The organism is Streptomyces sp. NPDC059398, from assembly GCF_042751845.1.
Taxonomy (GTDB): Bacteria; Actinomycetota; Actinomycetes; order Streptomycetales; family Streptomycetaceae; genus Streptomyces.
This window is the reverse complement of record NZ_JBHYWP010000015.1, coordinates 10,878-29,615: the sequence shown is the minus strand read 5'-3', so window position 1 is coordinate 29,615 and position 18,738 is coordinate 10,878. Positions and strand designations below refer to the sequence as shown.

Annotated in this window: 10 protein-coding genes and 1 pseudogene; 9 read left to right on the top strand and 2 right to left on the bottom strand. The window is 69.6% G+C overall.

Features of this window, described 5'->3' with window-relative positions:
- Positions 1–305 precede the first annotated feature (305 nt).
- From pglW to ACFXBC_RS08150, 4 genes are all read left to right on the top strand, one after another.
- Positions 306–4,985: a BREX system serine/threonine kinase PglW gene (gene pglW / locus ACFXBC_RS08165; RefSeq protein ID WP_385020019.1), complete on the top strand. Its 4,680-nt coding sequence runs from the start codon at positions 306–308 to the stop codon at positions 4,983–4,985.
- Between the two features lie 91 nt (positions 4,986–5,076).
- Positions 5,077–8,772: a BREX-2 system adenine-specific DNA-methyltransferase PglX gene (gene pglX, locus ACFXBC_RS08160; RefSeq protein ID WP_385020016.1), complete on the top strand. Its 3,696-nt coding sequence runs from the start codon at positions 5,077–5,079 to the stop codon at positions 8,770–8,772.
- A 529-nt stretch (positions 8,773–9,301) separates the two neighbouring features.
- Positions 9,302–9,928: a vitamin K epoxide reductase family protein gene (locus tag ACFXBC_RS08155; protein WP_385020012.1), complete on the top strand. Its 627-nt coding sequence runs from the start codon at positions 9,302–9,304 to the stop codon at positions 9,926–9,928.
- Positions 9,929–10,006: 78 nt separating this feature from the next.
- Positions 10,007–11,374: a replication-associated recombination protein A gene (locus tag ACFXBC_RS08150; RefSeq protein WP_385020009.1), complete on the top strand. Its 1,368-nt coding sequence runs from the start codon at positions 10,007–10,009 to the stop codon at positions 11,372–11,374.
- Between the two features lie 64 nt (positions 11,375–11,438).
- Here ACFXBC_RS08150 and ACFXBC_RS08145 read toward each other — a convergent pair whose 3' ends face one another.
- Positions 11,439–12,119 carry a DUF2470 domain-containing protein gene (locus ACFXBC_RS08145; protein WP_385020149.1) on the bottom strand — a complete coding sequence of 227 codons (681 nt, stop codon included), beginning with the start codon at positions 12,117–12,119 and terminating at the stop codon, positions 11,439–11,441.
- Between the two features lie 186 nt (positions 12,120–12,305).
- On the opposite strand from ACFXBC_RS08145, the gene rpsD reads away from it, so the two are divergent.
- Entirely contained in the window at positions 12,306–12,920 is a 615-nt protein-coding gene (rpsD, locus tag ACFXBC_RS08140) for a 30S ribosomal protein S4 (RefSeq protein ID WP_164265384.1), read from the top strand.
- Here the strand turns inward: rpsD and ACFXBC_RS08135 are convergent.
- Positions 12,908–15,067 carry an ATP-binding protein gene (locus ACFXBC_RS08135; RefSeq protein WP_385020006.1) on the bottom strand — a complete coding sequence of 720 codons (2,160 nt, stop codon included), beginning with the start codon at positions 15,065–15,067 and terminating at the stop codon, positions 12,908–12,910. The genes rpsD and ACFXBC_RS08135 overlap by 13 nt on opposite strands.
- A gap of 169 nt (positions 15,068–15,236) precedes the next feature.
- Between ACFXBC_RS08135 and ACFXBC_RS08130 the strand changes: the two genes are divergently transcribed.
- The 4 genes and pseudogenes from ACFXBC_RS08130 to ACFXBC_RS08115 form a co-directional block, all read left to right on the top strand.
- On the top strand, positions 15,237–15,665 hold the full coding sequence (locus tag ACFXBC_RS08130) for a DUF948 domain-containing protein (protein ID WP_385020003.1): 429 nt from the start codon (positions 15,237–15,239) through the stop codon (positions 15,663–15,665).
- Between the two features lie 7 nt (positions 15,666–15,672).
- A complete protein-coding gene (locus tag ACFXBC_RS08125) occupies positions 15,673–15,987 on the top strand; it encodes a hypothetical protein (RefSeq protein ID WP_385020000.1) in 315 nt (104 codons plus the stop codon).
- Positions 15,987–18,656, top strand: coding sequence for an alanine--tRNA ligase (gene alaS, locus ACFXBC_RS08120; protein WP_385019997.1), 2,670 nt, complete (start codon positions 15,987–15,989; stop codon positions 18,654–18,656). The genes ACFXBC_RS08125 and alaS overlap by 1 nt, the downstream gene beginning before the upstream one ends.
- Positions 18,656–18,738, top strand: a pseudogene (locus tag ACFXBC_RS08115) (Holliday junction resolvase RuvX); the annotation flags it as partial. The gene alaS and the pseudogene ACFXBC_RS08115, both read left to right, overlap by 1 nt.

The following is an 18,738-nucleotide window of genomic DNA, read 5'->3' as shown; positions in this document are numbered from 1 at the left end:
TCCCCACTAGCCAACCCCCCGCTCTCCCCCTCACACCACCCAAACTCACCCCCACCCCCCCGGGTGGATGGGGGGGCACGCCTGTCCCGCCGCTCGCCTCGGCTCCCGGCCGGCCCGACAGTCGGGCCGGCACCCCCTCCAGTCCTCTGGCCTGCCGTTGTATCGCCGCTGTCACTTCTGGACCACCTGATGTCAGTGTCACCGTCTAGGATTTCTTCCAGAGAATTCAGCCGGGCTGTCTGGGTCGCACCAGCAGGAATGCGACCGGCACACACGCGCATGAGCTGACACGGGGCAGGAGCCACATGGAGGATGGCCGGTGGACGACGGTCACCGAGTCCGAGTTCGAGCACGAGCGCCGCGGTCTTGAGGCGATCCGCAGGCTCCTGCCGAACGAGGAGCCTTGGCGTGCCTGGTCGAACTTCACCTTCACGGCGAACAGCGGGCACGTCCGCGAGATCGATCTCATGGTCACCGCGCCAGCCGGTGTGTTCCTGGTCGAGCTCAAGGACTGGCACGGGTCGGTGAGCGGCGGCGGGAACAGCTGGGTGCAGACGACACCCGGCGGTACCCAGCGTCGGCACGGCAATCCGCTGCACCTGACCAATCAGAAGGCCAAGGAGCTGGCGGGCCTGATCGGGAACGTCGTGGGGCGTGGCCCCGGGCGCCCGAGGATCTGGGTGGGTGAGGCGGTCTGCTTCACCGACGACAAGTTTCGGGTGAACCTGGCGGGCGCCGACCTGAATGGCGTCTTCAAGATCAGGCAACTGGTCGAGATGCTCGCCGTTCCCCCGGAGGATGCCCGGGGGCAGGTGACCGCCGGGGTCTCCCGCCAGGTCGGCGCGGCCCTCAAGCAGCTAGGTATCGCGTCCGTCCGCCGTCAGCACGAGGTCGGGTCGTATCTCCTGGAGACGAAGTCGTTCGACTCCGGTCCGACCTGGGCCGACTACCTGGGGAGTCACACCCAGTTGCACGATCTGGCGCGGGTGCGGGTCTTCCTCAGCGAGCGGGGTGCTTCGGACACCGAGCGCGCCTCAGTGGAGAAGGCCGCCGCTCGTGAGGCCACGGTGCTCAGCCGGTTCCGGCACCCGGGCGTCGTCCAGCTGAAGAGCTACCTGCCGTCGGGACATCCCGCAGGCCCGACGATCCTCTTCGACTACCACCCGGAGACCCTCAGGCTCGACGACTACCTGGTGGAGCACGGAGAGCGCCTCGGCCTGCCCGGCCGTCTCGCACTGGTCCGCCAGCTCGCCGAGACGCTCCGCTCCGCGCACTCCAACCGGCTCCATCACCGCACGCTGTCGGCGCACGCGGTGCACGTGATCCCGCGCAACCGCGGTCCGCGCGGGCGCGAACTGGGCGAGGAGCAGCGCTGGCTGAGCCCCCGGCTGCAGATCGCGGACTGGCAGATCGCCTCCGGGCACAGCGCCAGCCAGGGCAAGCCGCTGACGCTGGCCACCTCGCATGTGTCCGGTCTGCACGTCTCCCAGCAGGCCGACCCGTATCTGGCCCCCGAGCTGCGGATCCCCAGGGCGGACCCGGTCCGGCTCGATGTGTACGGGCTCGGCGTTCTCACGTATCTCCTGGTCACCGGGCAGGCGCCGGGTGCGACCCAGAGCGAGGTCCTGTCCCGCCTGGAGGCGGGTGAGACGCTCGCCCCGAGCGCGCTGGTGGACGGCCTCAACCCCGACATCGACGATCTGGTGGAGGCATCCACCGCGTACGAGCCGAACCGTCGCCTCTCCACGATCGACGACTTCCTGGAGATGCTGGAATTCGTCGAGGAGGCGTTCACACAGCAGGCTGTGTCTCTCGACGACGCCGCGAGTGGGGAGCCGGCTGCCGATGCTCCTCCGGCCCCACAGGCCGGCGGAGAGCGGACCGAGCCGGAGAAGGACCCACTGGAAGCCATGGCCGGTGACGTGTTCGCCGGACGCTGGGAGATCGTGCGCCGTCTCGGTACCGGCTCGACGTCGCGCGCGTTCCTGGTCCGTGACCTGGCCGGTGAGCCCCGGCGCAGCGGCAGCCTGCCGGTCGCGGTGCTCAAGGTCGCGCTCAGCGAGGCCAAGCACGTGGTGCTCGACCGCGAGGCCGATGTCCTGGGCCGGATCCACCGGGATTCCAGCATCATCGCGCTGTACGAGCGGGAGCCGCTGACCCTCGCGGGCCGCAGGGTGCTCGCCCTGGAGTACGTGGGTGACAACCGCGCACTGGACACGGAGAGCACGGGCAAGGCCGCACGCAGACGCGAGGACACCGTCGCCCGTCAGCTGCGGGACTACGGCCGCCTCCGCATGGACCAGCTGGAGACGTACGGAAAATACCTGTTCGGCGCGGTGGAGCACTTGGAGGCGGAGGGAATCTGGCACAGGGACCTGAAGCCGGACAACATCGCGATCCGGATCCGTCCCAATGGCACCCGTCAGCTTGTGATGATCGACTTCTCGCTCGCCGGTTATCCCGCGAAGGAGATCGAGGCGGGCACCGAGGGCTATCTCGACCCGTTCGTCGGGATCATCACGCGCGGTTCGTACGACGGCCACGCCGAGCGGTACGCGCTGGCTGTCACTCTGCACGAGATGGCTTCCCGCGAGCTGCCCCGCTGGGGAGACGGCTCGGTCACGCCCCGGCAGACCGGTCCGAAGGAGTGGCCGTACCCACAGCTGGCCTCCGACGCCTTCGACGATCCGGTGCGGGACGGCCTGGTGGCCTTCTTCCGCAAGGCTCTGGCCCGGGACGTGAAGAACCGCTTCCCCGATCTGAAGCCGATGGAGCGCGCCTGGAATGCGATCTTCCTTGACGCCCAGCGGACGACAGCGCCGAGCTCCGGGCACGGCAGCAAGGTGGTGGCGGTAGAAAGCGCTGCGCCGCAGATCGGCCAGGGCGACGACGACACCTCGGCCGAGGAGATCCGTGACGAACAGGCGGAGCGGGCGGACCGTTCCACGCCGCTGTCGGTGGCGGGCCTGACCCTCGCGGCACAGTCCCAGCTGTTCGACCTGGGCCTGAACACCGTGGGGGACGTCCTCGACTACTCGGTGCGGAAGTTCCTGACCGCCCCGGGCATGGGCGCACGGACCCGCACGGAGATCCAGAACCGGCAGAAGCAGTGGAACCTGCGACTCGGCAAGACACCGGCGCCGATGAGCAAGGAGGCGCTCAAGGCCGCCCGCGAGGAGGTCACCGAGCTGGAGCAGGCGGTCGCCGAAGCGGTCGCGGTGGTCGGCGGCGACACCGGCCCGGAGGTGCTGCGCGGGCTGAGTCTGGACGCCCTTGCGTCTCGCTTGGTGCCGCGTCCGTCGGGCGGCAACGCCCGTTCCAACGTCAAGGAGCGCGAGGCCGTACGGTTGCTGCTCCGGCTTCCCGATGAGAACGGTGACCTGCCCGAGGGGCTGCCCTGGGTCCGGCAGACGGACGTCGCCAAAGCCCTTGGCCTCACGGTGGGCCGCATCCCGCAGATCGTGAAGAAATCGCGCGAGCGCTGGTACAACGATCCCGCGCTGAAGCTGCTGAGCGACGAACTGATCGACCTGGTCGCCGAGCGCGGCCGGGTCGTGCCGGTGCTCGAACTCGCCGATGCGCTGCTCGCCCAGCGGGGCAGCAAGGTGGCGAAGCGACGCGACCGGCGTGCGCTGGCGCTGTCGCTGCTGCGTGCGGTGGTGGAGCGGGAGCAGTTCCGGGAGCAGTACGAGGAGACGCCTCCGCGGTTCCGCTACTTCCACGCCCGGCTGCCCAAGGGCGCCGACCCGGTGCTCGGACTGATCGTCATCGATGTCCGCGACGGAGAGGACAGTGACGACGGGGCGGACACCCCGACCCTGCCGGCCCTCCAGGAGTACGCGCTGAAGCTGGGCACGCAGGCGGACGAGCTGGCGGGCCTGGAGTCCCTGCCGACGGCGAGCACGGTCCTCACCAAGCTGGCCGCGGTCCGGCAGCCGCCGGGGGCACTCGGCTGGGACGAGCGGCGGACGGCCGAGATCGCGGTCGCGGCTTCCCCCGGGGCCGCGCTCACGCCCCGCCTGGAGATCTATCCACGCGACCTGGACCTCGTCCGTGCACTGCGGATCACCCAGGCCGGCGTGGTCGCCGTGCAGCCGGGTGTCGAGGAGGAGCGCCAGCCGGGGCTCACCGTCGACGCTCTGCACAAGCGGGTCGCGACCCGCTTCCCCGACTTGGGCGAGGATCCCCTCGTCCCGCGCGAACTGCCGGTCGGCAGCGCGCTGGTGCGGTTGCTGAAGGAGGCCGGTTTCGAGCTGAAGCTGGCGACCCGCTACGACAAGACCCTGCGCCTCGTCCCGGACCGGCCCGCCGGGGAGTTCACCAGCGGTCTGACGTCCGCGAGTTGGGGTGTCGCGGCCTCGGCCGGGCGGCGGTCCGCGCCGACGCAGTACGACGCGGATGCGGCGGTCGCCGCGGCGGTGAAGGCCGAGCAGCGGCTCGTGCACTCGGCGGGGCAGGACGGGTTCCGGGTCCTGACCGTGCCGCACCGGGGTGCGGAGGCGACGGTACGGCGGCTGGCCGGCGAGCCGTACGGGGTGGGCGTCGTATCGCTGACCGGGCTGTTCCTTGCCGAGCTGCGTGGCGTGATCGCCGAGGCGGCCAAGCCGACCTGGGAGACCATCCTCAAGGCGGACGCCGCCGAAACGGGCACGCGGCCCCATCAGCAGTTGCGGGTCCGTACGGACAAGGCGTGGGGGCGGGTCGAGCCACTGCTTCGCGAGCGTCTGGCGCAGGGCAGCGGTCCGCTGCTCCTCACCGACACGGCGGCACTCGCCCGGTACGACGCGTTCGACCTCCTGGGCCGCCTCGCCGAGGAGTCGCGGCAGGGCGGCAGCCCGCTGTGGCTGCTCGTCGCCCAGTCCGACCCGGCGCGTGCGCCGAGGCTGGCCGGGCAGAGCGTTCCGTACCAGGCCGGGTTCGACGAGTGGATCGTCGTGCCGGACGCGTGGGTCGCGCGGAAGCATCTGGCACCGGACGCTGTCTGACGCCGGACGCACGGACGCGGTTCGTCGCTTCTCTCTCCTCTTCTTTCCTCCTTCTCGTCTCGCCTTTCAGCCACAATTTCGGGAGCAGTCCGTGATCGACCGCAAGAGCCTCCTCAACGACCTGCAGAAGCAGGTCAAGGCGGCAGAGACCGACCTGGACGCGCAGGTCAAGGCCGTTCCCGAGGTAGGAGCACGGCTGCGCGGCGAGTACGACCAGGCGAAGAAGCTGGGGCGTACGGCGGCGACCTGGAACTCCTGGCTCGGAGAGCGGGTCACGCAGGTCGCGGTGGCGTGGGTGCTCGGCACGGTCTTCGTCCGGTTCAGCGAGGACAACCGGCTGATCGCGCAGCCGTACATCACGGCGCCGGACGTGGCGGGGCGCGAGGTCGCCCAGGCCCGGTACGAGGAGTACATGGCGAAGGACGCCGACCCGACGTATCGCGGGTGGCTGGAGACGGCGTTCGCGGAGCTGGGGGCGGGGCAGGCGGGGCGGCTGCTGTTCGACCGGGACCACAATCCGCTGTACCAGATTCCGCTGTCTCACGACGGGGCGGGAGCGCTGCTGGCGTTCTGGCGGGAGCAGAAGTCGGTGGAGGCGGGGACAGAGCCGGAGGACGGCTCAGGCAGCACGTCGGTGCTGGTGCACGACTTCACGGACCCGCTGATCGAGGACGGGACGGAGGGCTGGGACACCCGGTTCCTGGGCGACCTGTACCAGGACCTGAGCGAGGCGGCGCGGAAGACGTACGCGCTGCTCCAGACCCCGGAATTCGTCGAGGAGTTCATCCTCGACCGGACGATGACGCCTGCGGTACGGGAGTTCGGCTTCGAAGAGCTGAAGATGATCGACCCGACCTGCGGGTCGGGGCACTTTGTGCTGGGCGCGTTCCGGAGGCTCGTGCGGCTGTGGGCCGAGGAGCGGCCGGAGGTCGGGGCGTACGAGCGAGTGCGGGCGGCGCTGGAGTCGGTGCACGGGGTGGACCTGAACCCGTTCGCGGTGGCGGTGGCGCGATTCCGGCTGCTCGTTGCGGCGATGGCGGCGAGCGGGTTGCGGACGTTCGGGGCGGCGCGGGAGTACGAGTGGCCGATCCAGCTGGCGGTGGGCGACTCGCTGATCAAGGACCGGCAGTTGGAGCTTCAGCTGGGCCTTGGGGAGGAGGGTGCGGCTGGTGACCCGCTGGCCGAGTTCTCGTACGCGACGGAGGACGTGCACGAGTACCCGGGGATTCTGCAGCAGGGGCGGTATCACGTGGTGGTGGGGAATCCGCCGTACATCACGGTCAAGGACAAACAGCTGAACCAGCTGTATAGGGAGCTGTACGACGCGTGTGCGGGAACGTACGCGCTGTCGGTGCCGTTCGCTCAGAGATTCTTCGAGCTCGCCAAGCGGGGCGGGGGCGATGAGGCCGGGTACGGCATGGTCGGCCAGATCACGGCGAACTCCTTCATGAAGCGGGAGTTCGGTACGAAGCTCATCGAGGAGTTCTTCGCGCACAAGGTCGAACTGACGGAGGTCATCGACACGTCGGGGGCGTACATTCCGGGGCACGGGACGCCGACGGTCATCCTGGTAGGTCGCTCCAGGGAGGGCTCGAAGCGTCAGCCCTCGATCCGGACCGTGCGGAGCGTACAGGGAGAGCCATCAGCACCGGACAGCCCGGAAGAGGGGCTCGTGTGGCGGGCAATCGAGGAGCAGATCGATCGGCCGGGAAGTGTCGGGCAGTGGGTTTCGGCGGACGACCTGGAGAGAGGTCAGTATTTCGCGAAGCAGCCGTGGATCCTGGCTGACGGCGGCCTGGAACTCAACGAAACCATCGCGGCTTCGGCACGTGATCGCTTGCGGAGCACTCTGTCTCGCCCGATCGGATTCGCTAGCTTCCCCGGTCAGGATGACGCGTTCATCAGCACAACCGACGCTCTGCAACGTAAGGGCATTTCCGATTCCGTAGCACGTGAACTGGTCATCGGTGAAGTAATCAGAGACTGGGCCGAAAACTGCGTCGAGTCCGCCATCACTCCCTACACCGCAGATTTGAAGCCAGCCACTTGGGATGAGCATAGCCCCTGGGGCCGTGCTCTGTGGCCGCTCCGCACACAGCTGAAGTCGACCAAAGACTTCGACGGAAAGTCACATGCCGACACAGGGAAAGCGTGGTGGGCTTGGTATCGATGGGTCCCTGAGCGCTATGCGACGCCCTTGTCACTCACATTCGCATTCGTGGCGACACACAACCATTTCGTGCTGGATCGAGGCGGGAAGGTATTCAAGCAGTCCGCGCCGGTGATCAAGCTGCGGGAAGGGGCGACGGAGGAAGAACATGTACGACTGCTCGGACTCCTCAATAGTTCCACGGCTGGTTTCTGGCTACGTCAGGTAAGTCACGACAAGGGCCGTCCAGGCGCAGATACCGCTGGCGCGGATGAACCGTGGGAGCACCGGTTCGAGTTCACAGGGACGAAGCTCGAAGAGTTCCCCCTTCCTTCGGAGTACCCGACAGCCCTCGCTAGAGAGCTGGACAACCTGGCCCGACAGCTCACCGCTACGTCTGCCTCCGCACTCGTTTCTGAGGCCGTCCCTACCGCCTCGTCTCTCCGCGAGGCCGAGGCTCAGTTCCGTTCCATTCGCGGACGCATGATCACGCTCCAGGAAGAACTCGACTGGCAGGTGTATCGCCTGTACGGACTCCTGGACGAAGACCTGACAGCCGATCCATCAACGCTTCCCGAAACGGCGCCTGCGGAGCGAGCCTTTGCCATCGCGCTCGCTCGCAAGTTGAAGCGTGGCGAGGTCAACACTTCGTGGTTCCGTCACCACAATCACCAGTACACTCCAGTCACCGAGATTCCCGTCCACTGGCCCGCCGACTACCGAACACTCGTCAAGAAGCGCATTGAAGCCATTGAGTCCAATCGTGCCATCGGCATGGTTGAGCGCCAAGAGTACAAGCGGCGCTGGGCAAGCGAGGGCTGGGACTCGATGCGTCAGAAGGCACTACGTGCCTGGCTACTCGAACGGGTCGAGAACCGCTCGAATTGGTTTGACGAGCAGGACAACCCGACTATCTCTACCCTCGCGCGGCTCGCCGAGAGCCTGTCGACCGACGAAAACTTCACCGCCGTGGCCGAGCTGTATGCGCCACGACAAGATCTCACTAAGACAGTGCGTGAGCTGCTAACCGAGGAACATGTGCCATTCGTCGCCGCTCTGCGTTACAAGCCCGCTGGGCTGAAAAAGCGCTTGGACTGGGAGCACGTGTGGGAGTTGCAGCGTGAGGAGGACGCCGCACCAGACGAGCAGGCAAAAAGGAAAGTCCGCGAGCGCACTCCCGTGCCTCCGAAATACACCTCCGCTCCCCCCGACTTCCTGAGGCCGAGCTACTGGAAAGCCCGGGGCAAGCTCGACGTGCCCAAGGAGCGGTTCGTCTCGTACGGCACGGTGAACGCGCAGTCGCCCGAGCTGTACGGGTGGGCCGGCTGGGACCACCTGGAGCAGGCGCTCGCCCTCGCCTCGTATATCCAGACCGCCGGTCTCGGCAGCGAGGAGATCGTGCCGTTCCTGGCCGGGCTGCTTGAGCTCCAGCCCTGGCTGGACCAGTGGTACGGCGAGTACGACGCCGAGTTCGGCGCGTCCCCCGCCGCCGAAATTCTCGCCTTCCGGCAGCAGAAGCAGGGCGAACTCGGCCTGACCGACGACACGTTGCATGCCTGGCGCCCCGCCCCCGCCACCCGCGCGAAGAAGGCCGCCGCCCCGAAGAAGAAGGCGGCGGCCTCCGCAGAGTCCGACTGAGCAGCGCGTCGGTGGGGGGGGGGGTGTCCCCCCCCACACAAAGCTAGAAGGATACCCGCACCGGAGCCGGGAAAACCGCCCCCGCCCCGGGGGGCCCGGGGACGTCAACCCGGTGAGTCCGGTCCATCCGTCCGGGGAATTGCTACGCATGATCGCCGGGTACGGTTTCACGGCGGCCGGACCGGTCCCCGCACCGGGTGGCCCGGCCGCGCACCGGAAGCGGCGCTCCGTGCCCGCGCACCGGAACCTCCGGCGCCGGCTCCTCGGACGCCCGCCGCCCCGGAGGGCTGCTCCGCCACGAAAGCCCAGGTCGCACCGGGTCGGGTCGGCCCGACCGCGACGACACCGCCGTACCGCGGGACCGCCGGCGGCCCCCGGCCGTACGCCTCACCGCACTGCGGAGCCACGGGCCGGGCGGCCCGCTCCGTACGGGTACGCGCGTCTCCTTATCTCTATCGAACAGTGCGGACCCCGTGCGGTGCGGCACAATGAGCCTGCCCACAGGCCACAGGAGCGATGGATCGGCATGATGACGACGACAGTGGTTGATGACGTGTCCGCGAAGCAGGACGGGAAGACCGGCGCGAGCCGTGCCTTCGGCTGGCTCCTGGTGATCTCCGGTGCCGCCGGTCTCCTGGCGGCGTGGGTCATCACCCTCGACGAGTTCAAGCTCCTGAAGAACCCGAACTTCACCCCCGGCTGCAGCCTCAACCCGGTGGTGTCCTGCGGCAACGTGATGAAGAGCGCGCAGGCCTCCGTCTTCGGCTTCCCCAATCCGATGCTGGGGCTCGCCACCTACGCCGTGGTGATCGCCGTCGGGATGAGCCTGATCGCGGGCGGGCGCTACAGCCGCTGGTACTGGCTGACGTTCAACGCGGGCTGCCTCTTCGGCGTCGGATTCGTCAGCTGGCTCCAGTACCAGTCCCTGTACAACATCAACTCGCTCTGCCTCTGGTGCTGCCTGGCCTGGGTGGGCACGATCACCCTCTTCTGGTACGTCACCTCGCACAACATCCGGCACGGCCTGCTGGCCGCCCCCGGCTGGCTGCGGAGCTTCTTCGGCGAGTTCACCTGGGTGCTCCCCGTCCTGCACATCGGGATCATCGGCATGCTGATCCTCACCCGCTGGTGGGACTTCTGGACCGGGGCGCACTGACCTCGGCGGACACGGCGGCGGGCGGGCCGGTCACCGGCCCCGGCGGCGTTGTCAGTGGGGTGACATAGGGTTTTCTCCGTGGAACCCGATCTGTTCACCGCCGCGGCCGAAGAGCGCCAGGAGAAGGACCCGTCCAGCAGCCCCCTGGCTGTACGGATGCGCCCGCGCACCCTGGACGAAGTAGTGGGGCAGCAGCATCTGCTCAAGCAGGGTTCACCGCTGCGACGGCTCGTCGGCGAGTCCGGCGGCGGGCCCGCCGGGCCCTCGTCGGTGCTGCTCTGGGGGCCGCCGGGCATCGGCAAGACGACCCTCGCCTATGTCGTGAGCCAGGCCACCAAGAAGCGGTTCGTCGAGCTCTCCGCCATCACCGCGGGCGTCAAGGAGGTGCGTGCCGTCATCGACGGCGCGCGCCGGGCCTCGGGGGGTTACGGCAAGGAGACCGTCCTCTTCCTCGACGAGATCCACCGCTTCAGCAAGGCCCAGCAGGACTCACTGCTCCCCGCGGTGGAGAACCGCTGGGTCACGCTGGTCGCCGCGACCACCGAGAATCCGTACTTCTCGATCATCTCGCCGCTGCTCTCCCGGTCCCTGCTGCTCACACTGGAACCGCTCACCGACGACGATCTGCGCGCGTTGCTGCACCGGGCGCTCTCCGAGGAGCGCGGACTCGGCGGCGCCGTCACGCTGGCCCCCGAGGCCGAGACCCATCTGCTGCGGATCGCCGGCGGTGACGCCCGCCGCGCTCTCACCGCGCTCGAAGCGGCAGCCGGCGCCGCGATGGCCAAGTCCGATCAGGAGATCACGCTCGCCACGCTGGAGGAGACGGTCGACCGCGCCGCCGTGGCGTACGACCGGGACGGCGACCAGCACTACGACGTGGCGAGCGCCCTGATCAAGTCGATCCGGGGCTCGGACGTGGACGCGGCCCTGCACTATCTGGCCCGGATGATCGAGGCGGGGGAGGACCCGAGGTTCATCGCCAGGCGGCTGATGATCTCCGCGAGCGAGGACATCGGTCTCGCCGATCCCACCGCGCTGCCGACCGCGGTCGCCGCCGCCCAGGCGGTCGCGCTGATCGGTTTCCCCGAGGCCGCGCTCACCCTCAGCCATGCCACGATCGCGCTGGCGCTCGCCCCGAAGTCCAATGCCGCGACCACTGCTATCTCCGCCGCCCGCGCCGATGTGCGCGCCGGTCTGGTCGGCCCGGTCCCGGCCCATCTGCGCGACGGGCACTACAAGGGCGCTGCCAAGCTCGGCCACGCCCAGGGCTACGTCTATCCGCACGACGTCCCGGGCGCCATCGCCGCCCAGCAGTACGCCCCGGACTCCGTGCGGGGCAAGCGCTACTACGAGCCCACCCGGTACGGCGCCGAGGCGCGCTACGCGGACGTGGTCGAGAAGGTGCGGGAGCGGCTGTCGGGCGAGGGCGGGGACGGGCGCCGGTGAGGGCGGGCCGTCAGGCCGGCCTCAGTGCGGACGGCGGCCCGGGCCTGTGACAGGCGCGCCGGTCTCACTCCGCCGCCGCGTCGAAGAGCGTGTGCATGGCCCGGCGCAGTCCGGTCACATCGCTCACCGGCTCGGGGAAGTCGAAGCGCGCGTCGAAGCACCGCGTCCCGGTGAACCGCACCCGCAGCCCGAACCGGTCGAGCGCCAGCGGTACCGCTGCCGTCCCGTCCGGGACCCGGTCGCCGAGCAGCCGCCCCAAGCCGCTCACCTGGCCGCCGTGGGCGGAGTGCAGATGCTGGAGCAGCTCGGCCTCATGGCCGGCGAGCGGATCGGCCACGGCCTCCGCGAACTCCTCGGGCTCCGCGCTCCCGTGCCCCCAGAGGTCGTCCACGTACACCTCCCCGACCTCCAGCCGCAGCATCATCCGGCCGGGAGCCGCCATACCGGGTACGGAGGTGAGCCAGCCGGAGACCCAGGCCCGGCCGCGGATCCGGTGGGGCACGGAGACCGGCGCGACATCTGTGATCTCCAGCACCGCGGACAGCTCGTCGTCCTGCGCGTGGGTCGCCGCCCGGACGGCGGGCGAGGCGGCGGGGAAGAGCAGATACAGCTCCCCGTCGGGGCCTGTGCTGCGGGTGAGCGGGACCAGCTGGTCGCTGAGGGCCGCTTCGACCCCGGTCACCAGCAGTACCGCGGAGCAGGTACTCTGTACGAGAGTTCGTGTGCGCTCGGCTGCTGACGGCATCCGGGCGGTTTCAAGTCCGCTGGGACGCGGCTGACCACGATCTGATCGGACCTCCGTCGCGTCGACGCCCAGAGCGTCGGCCTTCTTTGTGCTGTCCGTGATGTGACTGGTGTTCCCCGGACGAGACATGCGATCTCCTTGAGTAAGGTGAGCCTAACCTAACCCAACCATGGAGGTTTGGAGAACGTGCCTAACCAGTCGCGTCCCAAGGTCAAGAAGTCGCGCGCGCTCGGTATCGCGCTGACGCCGAAGGCTGTCAAGTACTTCGAGGCCCGTCCGTACCCGCCGGGCGAGCACGGCCGTGGCCGCAAGCAGAACTCGGACTACAAGGTCCGTCTGCTGGAGAAGCAGCGTCTGCGCGCCCAGTACGACATCAGCGAGCGCCAGATGGCCCGCGCCTACGACCGCGCCAAGAAGGCCGAAGGCAAGACCGGCGAGGCGCTGGTCGTCGAGCTGGAGCGCCGTCTCGACGCCCTGGTCCTGCGTTCGGGCATCGCCCGCACCATCTACCAGGCCCGCCAGATGGTCGTCCACGGTCACATCCAGGTCAACGGCGGCAAGGTCGACAAGCCGTCGTTCCGCGTCCGTCCCGACGACGTCGTGATGGTCCGCGAGCGCAGCCGCGAGAAGGTCCCCTTCCAGGTCGCCCGTGAGGGTGGCTACGACACCGAGGGCGAGACCCCGCGCTACCTCCAGGTGAACCTGAAGGCCCTGGCCTTCCGCCTGGACCGCGACCCGAACCGCAAGGAAATCCCGGTCATCTGCGACGAGCAGCTGGTCGTCGAGTACTACGCCCGCTGATCCGGACGTACCTCGCGCTTCACCGCTTCGGCCCGTCGTTCCCTCGCTCCTCGCGGAGCAGGGGGCGGCGGGTCTTCGCGTGCCGCGGGGCCGTGCAGTGCACGCGCCACCGCGGCTTCCCGGCCCAGCCGTGCGCCCCGGGCCAGGAAACTCTCGTACACCTCGGGACCCAGCTTGGTGCGGGACCCCTCCTCGCACCGCTGGTGGGACGCGTTGAAGTGCGCCGAGCCGAAGAGCGGCAGCCCCACCGACGTCCAGAGCCGCCCCGCCGCGCCCTGCAGCAGCGCGGCCTCCGTGGCCTCGCCGCGCTCCAGGGTGAGCAGCGCCATCAGTTCCAGCGCGAGTACCGTGCCCAGCTGATCGTGGAAGGTGTTGCTGATGGCCAGGCACTCCGCGAGCAGCTCGCGGGAGCGTGCGGACCGGCCGCCGGACCAGGCTTCGAAGGCCAGCACATACAGCGCGTACGCCCGCGCCCAGCGCTCCCCGTGGTCCTCGCAGACCGTCACGACGTCCTCGCAGATGGCGGCCGCCTCGGCGAGCCGGCCGCGGAAGCACACCGCCATCGCCAGCTCCACCTGCCCCATCAGGACATTGCTGTTGAGCTCGCCGAGCTCCTGGTACCGGCCGATCGCCTCGCGCAGCAACTCCTCGGCGCGCGGCATGTCATCGGTGACCAGCGCCAGACAGCCGGTCCTGTGCAGCGCGTACGCCGCCGCCACCGCGTCATCGGTGTGCTGCGCCCCCTCGTGGCACTCCTGCAATGCGGCCACCGCGGCCACCGCGTCCCCCTGGAGCACCGCCACGTACCCCAGGACCCAGAGCGCCTTGAGCCGCGCGCCGTCGTGCCCGCCGTCCGGGCCCAGCACATGGTCCAGCCAGTGCCGGCCCTCGGCGAGGCGGCCGCAGCCCACCCAGTAGAACCAGAGCGTGCCCGCCAGGTACTGCGCCAGATGTACGTCCTGCGGGTGTTCCAGCGAGAACTCCAGTGCGCCCCGCAGACTGGGCAGTTCACTGTCCACCCGGGCCGCGATCGCGGCCTGCCGGGGGCTGAACCAGTCCAGCTCGCACCAGGTGGCAAGGCCCAGGAACCAGTCGCGGTGGCGCCGTCTGAGCCGCTCGGTGTCCCCGGTACCGGCGAGCCACTGCGCCCCGTAGTCACGGATCGTGCCGAGCATCCGGTAGCGCACGCCCGCCGGGGTGTCCTCCCGTACCAGCACGGACTGGGCGAGCAGTTCGTCCAGCACCTCCAGGACGGAGTCGGACGGCAGTTCCGGGCCGCCGCAGATGTACTCGGCCGCCTCCAGGTCGAACGGCCCGGGGAAGACGGAGAGCCGCGCCCAGAGCAACCGCTGTTCCGCGGTGCAGAGTTCATGGCTCCAGCCGATGGCCGTGCGCAGCGTCCGGTGGCGCGGCAGTACCCCCCTGCCGCCGCCGGTCAGCAGTCTGAACCGGTCGTCGAGCCTGGCCAGCACCTGCTCGGCCGAGAGGGCCCGCATCCGCCCCGCCGCCAGCTCCAGCGCAAGCGGGATCCCGTCCAGCCGCCTGCAGATCTCCGCCACCCGCGCGGTGTCCTCCCGGGCGAACCGGAACCCCGGCCGCCCGGCCGAGACACGGTCGGTGAAGAGCCGTACGGCATCCCGCTCCCGCATCGGCGCCAGCGGGAGGGTCAGCTCGCCCTCGATCTCCAGGGGCCGCCGGCCGACCGCGATCACCCGCAGCCCCGGTGCGCCGCGCAACAGCCCGAGGAGCAGTTCGGCGCACGCGTCGACCAGGAATTCGAAGCCGTCGACCACGAACAGCAGCTCGCGGCCCGCGAGATGGCCGGCCAGCACCTCGCGCGGCGGCCTGCTCGTGTGGTCGGTCAGCCCCAGCGCCTCGACCAGGGTGTGCTCGATCAGCTCCGGGTCGCGCAGCGCGGACAGCTCGGCCATCCGCACCCCATCGCAGAACCGTTCCTGCAGAGTCCTGGCCACCTGCGTCACCAGCCGTGTCTTGCCCACGCCGCCGACGCCGACCACGGTGACCAGCCGGGAGGATCCGATGAGTTTTTTCAGCTCGGCAGCCTCGGCCCTGCGCCCCACGAACCGGTTGAGCTCTGCGGGAAGGCTTCCGGGAACGGCCCGCTGGCCGGTCGAGTCGCGTTGCATAGAACACGGAGAGTACGTGGAGGGCAGCACTACGTACAATCCGATGCCGGAACCCCGGGCACGCACAGCGGATATCCGGTACAGGGGCGCAGTCCCGGCGCGATAGGCTCGGAGACCACAATCGACGTGACCAACGACGTGACTTCCGACGACCAGAGAGCGGTGCAACGTGTCCGGTGGAGAGGTGGCCGGCATCCTGGTGGCCGTCTTCTGGGCGATCCTGGTCTCCTTCCTCGCCGTGGTGCTGGTGAGGCTGGCCCAGACGCTCAGGACGACCACCAAGCTGGTGGCGGACGTGACGGAGCAGGCGGTGCCGCTGCTCGCCGACGCCTCGAATGCCGTCCGTTCGGCGCAGACCCAGCTGGAGCGGGTCGACGCCATCGCGACCGACGTCCAGGAGGTCACCTCCAACGCGTCGGCGCTCTCCACGACCGTCGCATCGACCTTCGGCGGACCGCTGGTGAAGGTGGCGGCCTTTGGCTACGGCGTCCGCCGGGCCCTCGGGCGCAAGACCGAGGCGGAGCCGGAGATCCGGCGCGGCCCGGTGATCGCCGGCCGCACGGTACCGGCCGCCCGGCGCAGGAAGCGGAAGGGCTGACGCTGCAATGTTCCGCCGTACGTTCTGGTTCGCCACCGGCGCCGCAGCCGGTGTGTGGGCCACCACCAAGGTCAACCGCAAGATCAGGCAGCTGAGCCCGGAGAGCCTCGCGGCGCAGGCGGCCAACAAGGCCGTCGACGCGGGGAACCGCCTGAAGGACTTCGCCGTCGACGTGCGGGCCGGCATGGTCCAGCGCGAGGCGGAGCTGGGGGAGGTCCTCGGTATCGACGCCCCGCCCGGACCGGCCCAGCTTCCCGCGCGGCGACGTCTCGCCGCCATCGAACACACCAAGCACTCGCACAACCGGAATGAGGACCACTGATGGAGTCGGCTGAAATTCGCCGCCGCTGGCTGAGCTTCTTCGAGGAGCGCGGGCACACCGTCGTCCCTTCGGCGTCGCTCATCGCGGACGACCCGACTCTGCTGCTCGTGCCCGCGGGCATGGTCCCGTTCAAGCCGTACTTCCTCGGCGAGGCCAAGCCGCCCGCCCCGCGCGCCACCAGCGTGCAGAAGTGTGTGCGCACGCCGGACATCGAAGAGGTCGGCAAGACCACCCGGCACGGCACGTTCTTCCAGATGTGCGGGAACTTCTCCTTCGGCGACTACTTCAAGGAAGGCGCCATCCAGTACGCCTGGGAGCTGCTCACCAGCTCCGTGGCGGACGGTGGCTACGGCCTCGACCCGGAGCGGCTCTGGATCACCGTCTACCTGGACGACGACGAGGCCGAGCAGATCTGGCGCGAGAAGATCGGCGTACCGGCCGAGCGCATCCAGCGGCTGGGCAAGCAGGACAACTTCTGGTCCATGGGCGTCCCCGGACCCTGCGGACCGTGCTCCGAGATCAACTACGACCGCGGCCCGGAGTTCGGCGTCGAGGGCGGCCCGGCCGTCAACGACGAGCGGTACGTGGAGATCTGGAACCTGGTCTTCATGCAGTTCGAGCGCGGCGCGGGCGACGGGAAGGAGGACTTCCCGATCCTCGGCGACCTGCCGTCCAAGAACATCGACACCGGCCTCGGCCTGGAACGCCTGGCGATGATCCTCCAGGACGTCCCCAACCTGTACGAGATCGACACCTCCCGGGTCGTCATCGACAAGGCCACCGAGCTGACCGGCGTCAGGTACGGCCAGGCCGGGCACTCGGACGTCTCGCTGCGCGTCGTCACCGACCACATGCGTACCTCCGTGATGCTCATCGGGGACGGCGTGACCCCCGGCAACGAGGGCCGCGGCTACGTCCTGCGCCGCATCATGCGCCGGGCCATCCGCAACATGCGGCTCCTCGGCGCCACCGGACCGGTCGTCGCCGAGCTGGTCGACACCGTGATCAACACCATGGGCCACCAGTACCCGGAGCTGGTCACCGACCGCAAGCGCATCGAGACCGTCGCCCTCGCCGAGGAGGCCGCCTTCGTCAAGACGCTGAAGGCCGGCACCAACATCCTCGACACCGCCGTCAGCGAGACCAAGGCGGCCGGCGGCGCGGTACTCGCCGGTGACAAGGCGTTCCTGCTCCACGACACCTGGGGCTTCCCGATCGACCTCACGCTGGAGATGGCCGCCGAACAGGGCGTCTCCGTGGACGAGGACGGCTTCCGGCGGCTGATGAAGGAACAGCGCGAGCGCGCCAAGGCCGACGCCAGGTCCAAGAAGACCGGCCACGCCGACCTCTCCGCCTACCGCGCCGTCGCCGACCGCTCGGGCGCCACCGAGTTCACCGGATACACCTCGACCGAGGGCGAGTCGACCATCGTCGGACTGCTCGTCGACGGGGTACCGTCGCCCGCCGCCACCGAGGGCGACGAGGTCGAGATCGTCCTCGACCGGACCCCGTTCTATGCCGAGGGCGGCGGCCAGCTCGCCGACACCGGCCGGATCAGGCTCGACTCGGGTGCCGTCGTGGAGGTCCGTGACGTCCAGCAGCCGGTCCCCGGGGTCTCCGTGCACAAGGGTTCGGTCCAGGTGGGCGAGGTGACGGTCGGGGCCTCCGCCTACGCCGCCATCGACCAGCGCCGCCGCCGGGCCATCGCCCGCGCCCACAGCGCCACCCACCTCACCCACCAGGCACTGCGGGACGCCCTCGGCCCGACGGCCGCCCAGGCCGGTTCGGAGAACTCGCCCGGCCGCTTCCGCTTCGACTTCGGTTCGCCCAACGCCGTGCCCGGCACGGTCCTCACCGATGTCGAGCAGAAGATCAACGACGTCCTCTCCCATGAACTCGACGTCCAGGCCGAGGTCATGTCCATCGACGACGCCAAGAAGCAGGGCGCCATCGCCGAGTTCGGCGAGAAGTACGGCGAGCGCGTCCGGGTCGTCACCATCGGGGACTTCTCCAAGGAGCTCTGCGGCGGTACGCATGTCCACAACACCGCCCAGCTGGGGCTGGTGAAGCTGCTCGGTGAGTCCTCGATCGGCTCCGGAGTGCGCCGTATCGAGGCCCTGGTCGGGGTCGACGCGTACAACTTCCTGGCCCGTGAGCACACGGTCGTCGCCCAGCTCCAGGAGCTGGTCAAGGGCCGCTCCGACGAGCTGCCCGAGAAGATCTCCGGCATGCTCTCGAAGCTCAGGGACGCCGAGAAGGAGATCGAGAAGTTCCGCGCCGAGAAGGTCCTCCAGGCCGCCGCCGGGCTCGCCGCCGGGGCCAAGGACGTACGCGGTGTCGCCCTGGTCACCGGGCAGGTCCCGGACGGCACGGGCGCGGACGACCTGCGCAGGCTGGTTCTCGACGTACGGGGCCGTATCCAGGGCGACCGCCCCGCCGTGGTGGCCCTCTTCACCACGGCCAACGGCCGCCCGCTGACGGTCATCGCCACCAACGAGGCCGCCCGCGGCCGGGGTCTCAAGGCCGGTGAGCTGGTCAGGGCCGCCGCCAAGACTCTCGGCGGCGGCGGGGGCGGCAAGCCGGACGTCGCCCAGGGCGGCGGGCAGAACCCGGAGGCCATCGGCGACGCCGTGGCCGCCGTGGAGCGCCTGGTCGGAGAGACCGCCTGATGCGACGTGGCCGCCGGCTCGCGATCGATGTCGGGGACGCCAGGATCGGGGTCGCCGGGTGCGACCCCGACGGGGTTCTCGC

Bases quoted from the DNA above. Each gene is read 5' to 3' on its own strand.
- pglW (WP_385020019.1), top strand. From the start codon at position 306: ATGGAGGATGGCCGGTGGACGACGGTCACCGAGTCCGAGTTCGAGCAC.
- ACFXBC_RS08155 (WP_385020012.1), top strand. From the start codon at position 9,302: ATGACGACGACAGTGGTTGATGACGTGTCCGCGAAGCAGGACGGGAAG.
- ACFXBC_RS08145 (WP_385020149.1), bottom strand. From the start codon at position 12,119: ATGCCGTCAGCAGCCGAGCGCACACGAACTCTCGTACAGAGTACCTGC.
- ACFXBC_RS08135 (WP_385020006.1), bottom strand. From the start codon at position 15,067: ATGCAACGCGACTCGACCGGCCAGCGGGCCGTTCCCGGAAGCCTTCCC.
- ACFXBC_RS08125 (WP_385020000.1), top strand. From the start codon at position 15,673: ATGTTCCGCCGTACGTTCTGGTTCGCCACCGGCGCCGCAGCCGGTGTG.
- alaS (WP_385019997.1), top strand. From the start codon at position 15,987: ATGGAGTCGGCTGAAATTCGCCGCCGCTGGCTGAGCTTCTTCGAGGAG.